At 62.1% G+C, this 12,952-nt stretch carries 10 protein-coding genes; 4 read left to right on the top strand and 6 right to left on the bottom strand.

The window, feature by feature from the left end; translation table 11 throughout:
* Positions 1-981 carry a 4-hydroxythreonine-4-phosphate dehydrogenase PdxA gene (gene pdxA / locus GYH29_RS01725; RefSeq protein ID WP_118266422.1) on the top strand — a complete coding sequence of 327 codons (981 nt, stop codon included), beginning with the start codon at positions 1-3 and terminating at the stop codon, positions 979-981.
* A 1-nt stretch (position 982) separates the two neighbouring features.
* Here the strand turns inward: pdxA and GYH29_RS01720 are convergent, their stop codons facing one another.
* The 3 genes from GYH29_RS01720 to GYH29_RS01710 are packed head-to-tail and all read right to left on the bottom strand — an operon-like array spanning position 983 to position 2,935.
* The gene (locus GYH29_RS01720; RefSeq protein ID WP_118266419.1) at positions 983-1,489 is read right to left on the bottom strand and encodes a TPM domain-containing protein; all 507 of its coding nucleotides are present in this window, start codon (positions 1,487-1,489) and stop codon (positions 983-985) included.
* Entirely contained in the window at positions 1,489-2,331 is an 843-nt protein-coding gene (locus GYH29_RS01715) for a TPM domain-containing protein (protein ID WP_161523097.1), read from the bottom strand. The genes GYH29_RS01720 and GYH29_RS01715 overlap by 1 nt, the downstream gene beginning before the upstream one ends.
* A 1-nt stretch (position 2,332) precedes the next feature.
* On the bottom strand, positions 2,333-2,935 hold the full coding sequence (locus tag GYH29_RS01710) for a LemA family protein (protein WP_107733151.1): 603 nt from the start codon (positions 2,933-2,935) through the stop codon (positions 2,333-2,335).
* Positions 2,936-3,241: 306 nt separating this feature from the next.
* Between GYH29_RS01710 and GYH29_RS01705 the strand changes: the two genes are divergently transcribed.
* Positions 3,242-7,093 carry a DUF3683 domain-containing protein gene (locus tag GYH29_RS01705; RefSeq protein WP_161523096.1) on the top strand — a complete coding sequence of 1,284 codons (3,852 nt, stop codon included), beginning with the start codon at positions 3,242-3,244 and terminating at the stop codon, positions 7,091-7,093.
* A gap of 101 nt (positions 7,094-7,194) precedes the next feature.
* Here the strand turns inward: GYH29_RS01705 and GYH29_RS01700 are convergent, their stop codons facing one another.
* The 3 genes from GYH29_RS01700 to GYH29_RS01690 all read right to left on the bottom strand — a co-directional run bounded on the left by GYH29_RS01700 (position 7,195) and on the right by GYH29_RS01690 (position 11,014).
* Complete coding sequence (locus tag GYH29_RS01700; protein ID WP_118266410.1) at positions 7,195-8,805, bottom strand: glycosyl hydrolase family 18 protein; 1,611 nt, start codon at positions 8,803-8,805, stop codon at positions 7,195-7,197.
* A gap of 519 nt (positions 8,806-9,324) precedes the next feature.
* Complete coding sequence (locus tag GYH29_RS01695; RefSeq protein WP_191186265.1) at positions 9,325-9,636, bottom strand: hypothetical protein; 312 nt, start codon at positions 9,634-9,636, stop codon at positions 9,325-9,327.
* A gap of 79 nt (positions 9,637-9,715) precedes the next feature.
* Positions 9,716-11,014, bottom strand: coding sequence for a hemolysin family protein (locus tag GYH29_RS01690; RefSeq protein ID WP_019100585.1), 1,299 nt, complete (start codon positions 11,012-11,014; stop codon positions 9,716-9,718).
* A 179-nt stretch (positions 11,015-11,193) separates the two neighbouring features.
* On the opposite strand from GYH29_RS01690, the gene GYH29_RS25085 reads away from it, so the two are divergent.
* Positions 11,194-11,859, top strand: coding sequence for an HIT family protein (locus GYH29_RS25085; protein ID WP_161523095.1), 666 nt, complete (start codon positions 11,194-11,196; stop codon positions 11,857-11,859).
* Positions 11,860-12,114: 255 nt separating this feature from the next.
* Positions 12,115-12,951 (top strand): sulfurtransferase, encoded by an 837-nt coding sequence (locus GYH29_RS01680; protein ID WP_019100587.1) that lies wholly within the window; start codon positions 12,115-12,117, stop codon positions 12,949-12,951.
* Position 12,952 lies beyond the last annotated feature (1 nt).

Genomic DNA, 12,952 nt, shown 5'->3' with positions numbered 1-12,952 from the left:
ATGGACGTCCCCGTATTGGCCGTCACCACCGGCGAACCCGCCGGCGTAGGGCCTGACCTGGCGCTGAGGCTGACGGAAGCCGGCATCGGCTCGCGGTACGTGCTGATCGGCGACAAGGCCATGCTGGCCGCGCGCGCGCGCCAGCTTGGCCTCCCGCTTCCGCTGCATGATTACGCGCCGGGCGCTCCGGCGCCAACACAGGGACTGGAAATTTGCCATGTCCCGCTGGCGGCTCCTGCCGTCCCCGGACGGCTGGACCCGGCCAACGCCGGCTATGTGCTGGCGACGCTGGACCGCGCCATCGACGGTTGCCTGGCCGGAGAATTTGCCGCCATGGTAACCGCGCCGGTGCACAAGGGCGTGATCAACGATGGCGGCGTCGCCTTCTCCGGCCATACCGAATACCTGGCCGAACGCACGCGAACCCCCAAGGTAGTGATGATGCTGGCCGGCGGCGGCATGCGCGTGGCGCTGGCCACGACTCACCTGCCGCTGCGCGATGTCCCCGACGCCATCACCACGGACAGCCTGGGGCAGGTCATCCGCATTCTGCACGCGGACCTGCGCGTCAAGTTCGGCATCGCCGCGCCGCGCGTGCTGGTGGCGGGTCTGAACCCCCATGCCGGCGAAAGCGGCCACCTGGGGCGCGAGGAAATCGAAATCATCGAACCGCTGTTGGCGCGGTTGCGCGGCGAGGGCCTGGACCTGATCGGGCCCCTGCCCGCCGATACCCTGTTCAATCCGGACAAACTGCGGCATTGCGACGCGGTGCTGGCGATGTATCACGACCAAGGCTTGCCGGTGCTCAAGCACGCCAGCTTCGGAGCCGGCATTAATATCACGCTGGGCCTGCCCATCATCCGCACCTCCGTCGACCACGGCACCGCGCTGGACCTAGCCGGCAGCGGCCGCGCACATCCCGGCAGCTTGTTCGAAGCCGTGCAGCTGGCGACACAGCTCGCCGTCAACGCCGCCAGCTGACTCAGCGGACGATCACCTCGTCCGGTAGCTCGTTGACGCCGGGCCCACCCCGGCGCGGCGCATGCTCGACCAATAGCGCGTGTATGCGCCGCAAGCCGGTCTCCAGGCCAGCCACCCGCTGCCCCTTCGCCATCGAGTCACCGACTTCGGCGCAAATCTTCTCCCAGGCTCGCGGCGGCACCCGCCTATCAATGCCGCGGTCGGCGATGATTTCGATACGACGCTCCGCCAGCAACACGTACACCAACACGCCGGTGTTTTCCTCGGTGTCCCATACCCGCAACAGACCAAACCACTCCAACGCCCGTTCGCGCGCGCTCATGCCGCGCCAAGCGTCTCGCCAGTCCAGCGCCGACTCCACCACAAAGCGCAGCTGGCTCGCATGCTCGCGCTCCGAAGCCGCGATCCCCTGCTGCAAGCGCGCCAATTCCGAGGCGGGAAACCGCCGCCGCGCCAACCAGCCGGTGCTGGCCAAGTGACGCAGCGCTCTACTCCATGATTTCCACATCACCAATCTCCCGAAGCGCCGCCGCCGCCAAAACCCCCGCCTCCGCCGGACCAGCCGCCGCCTCCGCGGCTGCCTCCAGATCCGCCTCCCCAACCGCCGCCGCCCCCACCGAACGAGACGCCATGGGAACCGATCACCAGGCAAAGCAGCGCCGCCACCGCGCCGGCCAACAAGGCGAACATGACGCCGGCGCCCAACAGCAAGGCAGCGACAATGCCCAGACAGCCCATGATGAAGCTGCCGATCAGCCGTCCGAACAGACGGCTAACCACGCCGGCGCCGAACAAGACCGCGAACGCCAACGCCGGCCAGCTATCCTCCCAGCCCTGCTGCGGGGTCTGAGCCGGCGGCGACGGCAGCTTCTCCCCGTCTATCAGGCCCTCCAGCTGTGCAATCGCCGCCTGTATGCCCTGGAAGCGCAGTCCCTGTCTAAACAGCGGACGCAGCGTATCCTGCAGAATGCTCTTGGCGTAAATATCCGGAATCGCACCCTCCAAGCCGCGCCCCACCAGCAGTTGGCTCTTGCGCTGGTCCGCAACGATCAGCAACAACACCCCGTCGTCTATTCCCTTGCGGCCCAGCTTCCAGGCATCCATCACCCGGGTGCCGTAATCAAACGGCGTCTCCGGCTCCACCGACGGCACGATCAACACCGCCAGCTGGCTGCCCTTGCGCTGATGAAACGTCAGCAATTGCTGTTCCAATTGCCCTCGCTCGTCCGCCGATAAGAAGCCGGCAAGGTCCACCACGGGAGAACTGGGCGGCGGCACCGCCAGCTCCGCTCGCGCCAACTGCCCGCACAGCAGCAACGCGAAGCCCAAGCAACGCCATAGCGCCGTCATCTTATTTGCTCGCCTCCGGCTCGCCGAAGTTGACCTGAGGCGCGGCGGAGATGGCCTTCTCATTCTCCACCGTGAAATTAGGCCGGGTCTTCAGGCTGAACATCATCGCGGTCAAATTATTGGGAAAGGTGCGCACCGTGCTGTTGTACGCCTGCACCGAATCGATATAGCGCTTGCGCGCCAGCGCAATGCGGTTTTCGGTGCCCTCCAGCTGCGCCTGCAGATCGCGGAAGGATTGATCCGCCTTCAACTGCGGGTAGTTCTCCGACACGACCAACAAGCGTGACAGCGCCGAACCCAGCTGATTCTGCGCCGCGGCAAAGTCATTGAGCTTTTTCTCGTCGGTCGCCGTCCCCGGGTCCATCTGAATGCTACCCACCCGCGCCCGCGCGGCGGTCACTTGAGTCAGCACTTCTTTTTCATGCTTGGCGTAGCCCTGCACCGTCTTGACCAGATTGGGAATCAGATCCGCACGCCGCTGATACTGATTGATGACTTCGGACCAGGCAGCGTTGGCCGCCTCGTCCTGAGTCTGCATCGCGTTGTAGCCGCAGCCGCTCAGCGACGCCGCCAGCAGCAAGGCCATAGCCCACTTCTTCCACATCATCACATTCTCCATTCCCATCGTGGCCGCGCCATCCCGATCAGCGCGGCGCGTTCAAGCCTCAGTTTACCCATAAAAAGCATAAAATCAGCAGCTTTCGCCCTGTAAATGGAATAGCGCACACCATTCCTTCCCCAGCGCGGCCAAGCCGCCGAGATGGGGGCGCGCTGTCTTGCCCAACAATATACAATCCGCCCCAATATCTTGAAGTAAAGAAGGAAATCCCTAGTGAATGCGGGTTTTTCGCAACGCAACAATTGGGCTACACTGGTGGACGTTTTTCCAATAATGACAGCTGCACGGACAATGACCACCACCACCCAAGCCCGTGTGCGGGAGATCCCGTACAACTACACCTCGTATTCCGACCGCGAGATTTTCATCCGCCTGCTGGGCGCGCCGATGTGGAAACTGCTGGAGGAGCTGCGCGCCGAACGCAAGACCGGCCGCTCCGCCCGCATGCTGTTCGAGGTCTTGGGCGATATCTGGGTGGTGGACCGCAATCCCTATCTGGTCGACGATCTGCTGGACAACCCAAAGCGGCTGGCGGCCTTGGTCGACGCGATGCGCCACCGGCTGGCCGAGGTGGAGAAGCGCCGCGAGGGCAACGACAAGGTCGGCAAAATGTTGACGGCGGCGCGCGCCGCCGTCGAGCGCTTCGCGGAACAGTTCGAAGACACCCGCGAGCTGCGCGCCAAAATTCTCAAGAAGCTGTCCCGGCTCACCCGCCGCGACAACATCCAGTTCGACGGCCTGTCCCGCGTCGCCCACGTCACCGACGCGACGGACTGGCGAGTCGAATATCCGTTTGTGGTGCTGAGCCCGGACAGCGAGGCTGAAATCGCGCCGCTGGTGCGCGCCTGTATTGAGCTGGGCCTCACCATCATCCCCCGCGGCGGCGGCACCGGTTACACCGGCGGCGCGGTGCCGCTGGACCGCATGAGCGCAGTGATCAATACCGAGAAGCTGGACCGCCACCTCGGCGTCGAACAGATTGAGCTGCCCGGCCTGGACGGCCCCCGCGCCACCATACAGTGCGGCGCCGGCGTGGTCACCGCCCGCGTCGCCGAGGCCGCGGCGGCAGCCGGCCTGGTGTTCGCGGTGGATCCCACCTCGGCGGAGGCCTCCTGTATCGGCGGCAATATCGCAATGAACGCCGGCGGCAAGAAAGCAGTGCTATGGGGCACCACGCTGGACAACCTCGCCAGCTGGAAAATGGTGGACGCGGACGGCCAATGGCAATTCATTGAACGCCTGGGCCACAACTACGGCAAGATCCACGACGTCGACGTCGCCCGCTTCCGCATCAGCCAGCTCAAGGATGACGGTCGCACCGTCGTATCCAGCCGTCAGCTGGACATCCCCGGCAGCGCCTTCCGCAAAGTGGGCCTGGGCAAAGACGTTACTGACAAATTCCTGGCCGGCCTGCCCGGCGTGCAAAAAGAAGGCTGCGACGGCATCATCACCAGCGCGCGCTTCGTGCTGCACCGCATGCCCAAGCATATTCGCACCGTCTGCCTCGAATTCTTCGGCACCGTGGCCGAAGCCACGCCGGCCATCGTCGAAATCACCGATTTGTTCAAGCCCGGCGGCGCCGCACTGGCCGCCGGCGTGCAGCTGGCCGGCCTCGAACATCTGGACTGGCGCTATGTGCGCGCGGTGTCCTATGTGACCAAGGCCAAAAGCAAGGGCCGGCCCAAGATGGTGTTGATTGCGGACCTCGTATCGGACCACGAGGATGCAGTGGCGGAAGCCGCCAGCCAAGTGGTGCGGCTGGCCAATGCGCGCCACGGCGAGGGCTTCATCGCCATTACCCCGGAATCGCGCAAGCGCTTCTGGCTGGACCGCAGCCGCACCGCCGCCATCGCCAAGCACACCAACGCCTTCAAGATCAACGAAGACGTGGTGATTCCGCTGCCGCGGCTGGGCGACTACAGCGACGGCATCGAGCGCATCAACATCGAATTGTCGATCCAGAACAAGCTGCGCCTGCTCGACACCCTGACCGAGTATTTCCACGGCCGGCTGCCGGTGGACAAGCTGGACACCAATCTGCCGTCTGAAGAGCTGATCGGCGACCGCCGCGCCTCGGCGTTGTCCCAGCTCGCCATCACTCGCGACCGCTGGCAGTGGCTGTTGGAACACCTTGACCGTCCCTTCCACGAATACCGCGAACGCTGGCCGCACGCGCCGCTGGAAGACGCCGCCGCCGCTCCGGACACCGTATTTCACGCGTTGCGCGATCTGGTCGTGCGTGTCAGCTGGAAGCGCGAAATGCAGGCGGAACTGGAACAACTGTTCTCCGGCAACACCGACGGCCCCATTCTGGCCGCCATCCGCGCCATCCAGCAAAAAGTGCTGCGCAGCCGCGTCTTCGTCGCCCTGCACATGCACGCCGGCGACGGCAACGTCCACACCAACCTGCCGGTCAACTCCGACGACTACGAGATGCTGCAAACCGCGCACAAGGCGGTGGAACGCATCATGGCGCTGGCGCGCGCGCTGGGCGGCGTGATTTCCGGCGAGCACGGCATCGGCATCACCAAGCTGGAATTCCTCAGCGAGGAGGAAATCGCCCCCTTCCGCGCCTACAAACAGCAAGTGGACCCCAACGGCCACTTCAACCGCGGAAAACTGCTGCCCGGCGCCGACCTCGCCATGGCCTATACCCCGTCGTTCTCCCTGCTGGGCGCCGAGTCTCTGATTCTGGAACAGTCCGACATCGGCGCCATCAGCGATTCGATCAAGGACTGCCTGCGCTGCGGCAAATGCAAGCCGGTGTGCTCCACTCACGTACCGCGCGCCAATCTGCTGTACTCGCCGCGCAACAAGATCCTCGGCGTCGGCCTGCTGACCGAGGCCTTCCTCTACGAGGAGCAGACCCGCCGCGGCGTCAGCCTCAAGCACTTCGAGGAACTGTCCGACGTGGCCGACCATTGCACGGTCTGCCATCGTTGCGTCAAACCTTGCCCGGTCAAGATCGACTTCGGCGATGTTTCGGTGGCCATGCGCAACTTCCTGCGCAAGACCGGCAACAAGAGCTTCAACCCCGGCACCGCCGTCGGCATGGCCTTTCTTACCGCCAAGGATCCGGCCACCATCAAGGCGCTGCGCACAGGCTTGGTCGGCATCGCCTACAAAGCCCAACGACTGGGCAACGCGATGGGTAAACGCCTGGGGCTGATAGGCTCCCAGACCCGGCAACCTCCGGCCACCGTCGGCAAGGCTCCGGTCAAGGAGCAGGTGATCCACTTCATCAACAAACCCATGCCCGGCGGCCTGCCCAAGAAAACCGCGCGCGCGCTGCTGGACGTGGAAGACGCCAGCATCGTGCCCATCATCCGCAACCCCAAGCTCTCGGAAGACGCTGAAGCGGTGTTCTACTTCCCCGGCTGCGGTTCGGAGCGCTTGTTCAGCCAGGTCGGCCTCGCCACCCAGGCCATGCTGTGGCATGTCGGCGCACAGACGGTGCTGCCGCCCGGCTATCTTTGCTGCGGCTATCCTCAGACCAGCGCCGGTTATCAAGACAAGGGCGACGCCATCACCACGGAGAACCGGGTGTTGTTCCACCGCGTGGCCACCACGCTGAATTATCTGGACATCAAAACCGTGGTGGTCAGCTGCGGCACCTGCTACGACCAGTTGTCGCAATACCGCTTCGAGGACATCTTCCCCGGCTGCCGCATCATCGACATCCATGAATACCTGATGGAAAAAGGCGTCAAGCTAGACGGCGTCGGCGGTCAGCAGTACCTGTATCACGATCCCTGCCATACACCGATGAAGGCCTACCAGCCGATGAAGGTGGTCAATGAACTGCTGGGCGGCGGCGTGGCCCTTTCGGACCGCTGCTGCGGGGAGTCCGGCACCTTCGCCGCCAGCCGGCCGGACATCGCCACCCAGGTTCGCTCGCGCAAGGAAGAGGAAATCAACAAGAATCTGCAAACCCTGACCGGCGGCGCCAAACCGGCCCAACCGGTAAAGATCCTGACCTCCTGCCCGTCCTGCCTGCAAGGTCTGTCGCGCTATAGCCCGGATACCGGCACCGAGGCCGACTACATTGTGGTGGAAATCGCCAAGCATGTGCTGGGCCCGAATTGGTTGAAGCAGTACGTGGAGCAAGCGCGTGACGGGGGCATCGAACGCGTGCTGTTGTAAGAACGTGTTTACGATCTCACGAGCAAGAGCGAAATCGTAAACACACTCTTAAACAAAAACCGCCGGGCATGCCCGGCGGCGTCTCTATAGCGGCTGCCGGCTTACTTCAGCGGCGATGCGGCCGAGGTCTTGGCCGCCGCCTTCTTCTTGGCCGCGGCGGCATCCTGACGCACTTCGCTGGTGGTCTTCAGCAAGGAGCCCTGGGCGTCGTCGCCATCCAAGGACCAGCTGAACACCCCGCCCAGCTGTTGTTGACGCACATAGTCCAGCTTGGTGCGGATGGTGGCAGGGTCGTCATAGCTCCAGAACTCGTTGCCGTCGTAAGTCCACAGCTGCTTGCTCACTGGGTGCACAAACTGCTTGGCGGAGCGGGTTTTCAGCACTTTGTAGTCCTCAATGCCGGCTTCGTAAGTGCCTTTGCCCGCGCCGGTGGCCACTTGGTACAAGCCATCGCCCTTGGGTCCAGCCGCCACGCCGGCCCAGCCGCGTCCATAGAACGGGATGCCCACGTTCAGCTTGGTCTTGGGCACGCCGGCCTTGACCAAGGTCTGGATCGAGTCGTCCACATTGTAGTAAACGCGATCTCCGGTCACCGGAGCGGCCGGATCGCGGAACAGATTGGACTGGAAGTTGGTCGGCCCTTTTGCGTCCCAGCCGCCGTTGAAGTCGTAGGTCATCACATTGATCCAGTCCATGTAGGCCGCGTACTTGGCCGGCTCGGTCTGGCGGATTTTATCGACGCCGGAGCCAATGGCCGCGGTCAGGTAGTATCGACGCTTGTTCTGCGAGGTCAAGGCATCCAACTGGCTGCGGAATTCCGCCATCAGCAAGGTGAAGTTCTGCTTGTCGTTGGGGTCCACGCTATTGCTCGGCAGACCGCCGCCGCCCGGGTATTCCCAGTCGATATCGATGCCGTCGAACACCCCCTTGGCCGCTCCGGCGCCGCCGGCGTTCTCGCCCACCGGCAAATTGCCTTTCAGGTACAGGTCGATGCAGGATGCCACCATGGCCTTGCGGCCGGCGTCGGTGGCGGCGAATTTGCCGAAATTCTTAGACCAGGTCCAGCCTCCCAGCGAAATCAGCACTTTCAGCGAGGGGTTGGCCAGCTTCAACTTGCGCAATTGGTTGAAGTTGCCGCGCAACGGGTCGCTCCAGGTGTCGGCCTTGCCGTCCACCGACTCGTTGGCGCCGAAGGACTTCTGGTAATCGGCCCAAGCGTCGCCGCCATCGCCGTTGCCGTTCTCCGCGCGAGTCACCATGCCGCATTTGCCGTCGGCGTAGACATTGCCGAAAGCGTAGTTCAGGAAGGTCAGCTTCTTGTCGCCGCCTGCGTCCACCAGATTGCGCAGCTTGTAATTACGGCCGTAAATGCTCCATTGCGCAAAATAGGAACCAACATGGCGGCCCACCGTCGGCGTCGGCTCGGGAGGCACGCCCGTGCCCGGCCCGGGGCCGGGGTCGCCGCCGCCCGGGGTGCATTCGCTAGCCGGCCTCTCCTCCCACGGTCCCCATTGATCCGCGCCCGGCTGATTGTTCTGCGTCCACCACTTGGCGCGCCAGGTCTTGTTGGCGTATAAGGCGTAATCGCCGCCGTTATAGGTCTGCGCATTGCTCCACGCGCTGCAGGCCGGCGCGGCGAACGCCGCCGCGCTGCTCAACAACAAGCCAGCCCCTCCAAACAGCGCCGACAACGTCAACGAAAGTTTCGACATTCGGACCTCCTCAATTCTGTCAGTGATCACGGCAGCGTCATGCTGTCCCCGCTGCAGCACCGCAAGCCGGCGTTTTAGTTCGGACATGTGGTATTACAGTGGTATCAGATTCGAGCAATCACTCCACGACTGCCAACCCAAATTTCACCAACCTGTCCTTAATAACAGTTAAAACAGGTCAAAATGATTGCCTTACGTTGATACTGATGCGGCGGGTGCACAAAAAGTGACAAAAAATCATAATTTCGTTGATTTGATGGAATTTATCGCAAATAAAGCGGAAAAAAGGACGTAAAAAACGCAGTTGGAGAGGGCTGTTTCCTCAGAAAGAAAACAATCCAAGCGTAGGAGGGTTGCCTGTTGGCAATTGGAGACAAAACTTCACAGAACAAGCAGAGACTTCACAAAGCCATGCCACTACAAAACCATTACATTTTTAATCACACCCTAAAACAGCCAGCCAACAATACAAAAAGGAGGCCGTAGCCTCCTTTCGATACCCTGCCTGTAGCCGCAGAATCAAGCCGCTTTTTTCACATGCGTTTTTTTGTGGTGATGCTTCTTGGCATGCTTCTTGGCTGCTTGGGCTTTTTGCGCGGCCGGAGCGGAAGCCGCTTTCTTGGCGTGCTTCTTGTGATGGTGCTTCTTGGCGTGATGCTTCTTGGCATGCGCCGGAGCGGCAGCCTTGGCGGCCGGAGCGGAAGCGTCGGCGGCGAAGGAGGCAGCGGAAGTCAGGCCGAGTACGGAAGCCAGAATCAGTGCGGCGATTTTTTTCATGGTGTTTCTCCAAATCTGCGACTTAGCGGTTGTCAGGGCACCGTCCTGGTGCATCCTTGTATTCATCATATGCAAGCCGACTCGCCGCAGTCTGTGAGGCCTGTGTTAAATCATGTAACCGATCGTACAAAGCTCAAGTTTGCGCCGGCTCCTTGCTGGCCACCCGCGTGACCAGAATCTGATCGATCTTGTGGTTGTCGATGTCCACCACCTCGAACTTGTAACCTGCGTATTGCACGCAATCGGTGCGCCGCGGAATCTTGCGCAGCATATACATCATGAAACCCGCTACCGTCTCGTAGTTCTGATCGTCGGGCAATTCGTCGATCTCCAATACCCGCAGCACATCCTCCACAGGCGTGATGCCGTCCACCAGCCAGGAGTTCTCGTCGCGCTTGACGATCTGTTCCTCCTGCCCCTGCCCCACTAGGTCACCCATCACCGTGGACATCACATCGTTAAGGGTAATCAGACCCACCACAAAACCATATTCATTCAGAATGACGGCGAAGTCCTCTCGGGTGCCCTTGAATTGATCCAAGGATTCCGACAAGGTCAGGGAATCCGGAATCATCAGAACCGTTTTCAACAAACCGGGCTCCTTCAAGGAGATTGCGCGCCCGGCCAACACCCTCCGCAGCAAGTCCTTGGAGTCGACGTAGCCCACCACATTGTCGATGCCGTTGTCGCAGACCAGAAACTTGGAATGCGGCTGCTCGGCCACTTTCGACTTAATACTTTCCTCTCCCTCGTCCAAGGTGAAGTAGATGATGCTCTCGCGCGGCGTCATCGACGACGGCACCAGCCGGCTTTCCAGTTCGAATACGTTTTCAATCACTTGATGTTCTTGCCGATGCAGCACGCCGGCTTCAGCGCCGGCGTCCATCATCGCCGAAATATCGTCGCTGGTGATTTCGTCGCGCGGGCTGGTGGGCATGCCCGCCAAACGCAGCAATACGCCGGACATTTCATTGAACAACCACACCAGCGGCTTGAACAGCAGCACCATGAACAGCATCGGCCGCACAATGCGAACCGCCACAGACTCCGCCGCCACCATGCCCACGCGCTTGGGAGTCAAGTCGGCGAACAGGATGAACAGGCTGGTCACCAGCAGGAAGGAAGCCAGAAAACCCAGGCTCTGCGCCAGTTCGGGGGACAAGAAAAAACCCAGCACTCGGGCGAAGAAAGGCGTGAACGCCGCCTCGCCGACAATACCGCCGAGAATAGCCACCGCATTGACGCCGATCTGCACCACGGTGAAAAAATGGCCTGGATGCTCCTGCAAGGCCAAGACCTTTCCGGCGTTGTCGTTGCCCTCGTCCAACATTTGACGCAAACGGATCTTGCGCGAGGCCGCCAGCGATATCTCCGACACTGAGAAAAAGGCGCTGGCCAGGATCAGCGCCAGAATAATCATCATATCCGTCATCAAGCTCTCCATTTGTGCCCGCCGCAGCGCCTGAACACCGCACAGGCGACGGCATACGGCAGAAGGCATGATAAATAGTTCAAATCATAATTTCCGTAATGATAGCAGCGAACCGGGGTTTAGCCGAAGCTCGCGGCAACCGTTACAATAAGGTTCCCGCATTTCAAAAGGCCGCCATCATGGATTGTGAATTGTGCCGTGGCCCGTCCGGCCAAGTATTGCACGAAGACGACCGCCTAAAAGTCCTACTGGTCAACGAGGAAGGCTATCCCGGCTTCTGCCGGGTGATCTGGAAGACCCACATCAAGGAAATGACGGACCTGTCCCCCTGCGACCGTTTGCACCTGCTGGACTGGGTCCATAACGTCGAAGCCGCACTGCGGCGCTGCACGCAAGCCGACAAGATCAATCTGGCCAGCCTGGGCAATATGGTGCCGCACCTGCATTGGCACGTGATTCCCCGCTTCGCCGACGACGCCCATTTCCCCGCCCCGATCTGGGCTGCCGCCCGCCGCCAAGGCCCCCCGCGCGCCTGGCCGCAGCTGGCGGAACAATTACGCCGGCAACTCGCCTCTTCTCAGAGCCATTGCTGGCTGGACTATCAGATCCAGGTCGATCAGATACCGGACGGGCTCGAAGGCGCCGATTTAGCCTGCTACCGCTTCTTCGCGGAATCCGGCCTGGCTTGGCCTGTCGACGGAATTGACGCCGATGGACGTCACTGGCTAGCCCTGCGCCGCTGCGGCCGGGATGGCGCGGAACAAGTGGATACCTTGCGCCTGGAGCCCGGCAGCTACCGGCAACTGCCCTGTTCTCGCCTTTATCAAGCCGAACTCCTGCACTGAGAGCGTGTTGACGCTCTCGCGAGTCAAAGCGAAAACGGCTGAAAAAGCGGAGTGTAGACACGGCACACGAGCATTTTGAAGACGCGCCCACCGTGCAACGCTCCACGACACGTAGCAGATCGTAAACAGGTTCCGAGACCCGCTGGCGGTCTTCCGCATCGTAAAAGGCCGAATCAACACGCCCAATGCCGCCAATCAGGCAGCGGATTCGACAAGCGCAGGACCTGCAGCCCCCCAATCTGAAAGAGGAATGCCATGCACCAAACCTTGATCTCCGCGGAACAACTGGCGGCTCTGCCGGCTGAACGCCTTGTGATTCTGGATTGCCGCTTCCGGCTGGAACAAGCGGATTATGGCTTGACCGTCTATGAAGCCGGCCATCTGCCAAACGCGCACTACCTGAATCTGGAGTACCACCTTTCCGGCAGCAAGACCGGCGACAACGGCCGTCACCCGCTGCCCGACGGCAGCCGCTTGGCCGTGGACTTCGGAGCAATCGGCATCACGCCGGACACCCAAGTCGTCGCCTACGACGACGCCGCCGGGCAATACGCGGCCCGCGCCTGGTGGTTGCTCCGCTGGCTGGGGCACTCCGCGGTTGCGGTGCTGGACGGCGGCATCCAAGCCTGGACCCGGGCCGGCTACGCTCTAGACAAGCAGGCCGCGGAACGCCGCCCCTGCCGTTTCTCGATCAGGCCGGCGCTTGAAGACACCGTCGACGCCTCCGCCGTGCTGGCCAATATCGAGCAAGCGGCTTTCACCGTGGTAGACGCTCGCTCCGCCGAACGTTACCGCGGCGAAGGCGAAACACTGGACCCGGTGGGCGGCCATATCCCCGGCGCGGCCAATCGCTTCTTCATGCACAACGTCGACGCCGACAACCGCTTCAAGCCGGTAGAACAACTACGCGCCGAATGGCTGGCCGTGCTTGGCGACGCCGATCCGACGAGCATTGTTCATCAATGCGGCTCCGGCGTCACCGCCTGCCACAACCTGCTGGCAATGCGTCACGCCGGTTTCGAAGGCGCCCGGCTCTACCCCGGTTCCTGGAGTGAGTGGTGCAGCGATCCGACGCGGCCGGTCGCCCGCTAGA

It is taken from the genome of Chromobacterium haemolyticum, from assembly GCF_009936155.1.
In the GTDB taxonomy this organism is placed as follows: Bacteria; Pseudomonadota; Gammaproteobacteria; order Burkholderiales; family Chromobacteriaceae; genus Chromobacterium; species Chromobacterium haemolyticum.
Note: the sequence above shows the minus strand (reverse complement) of the source record. Positions and strands in the feature narration are given on the sequence as shown.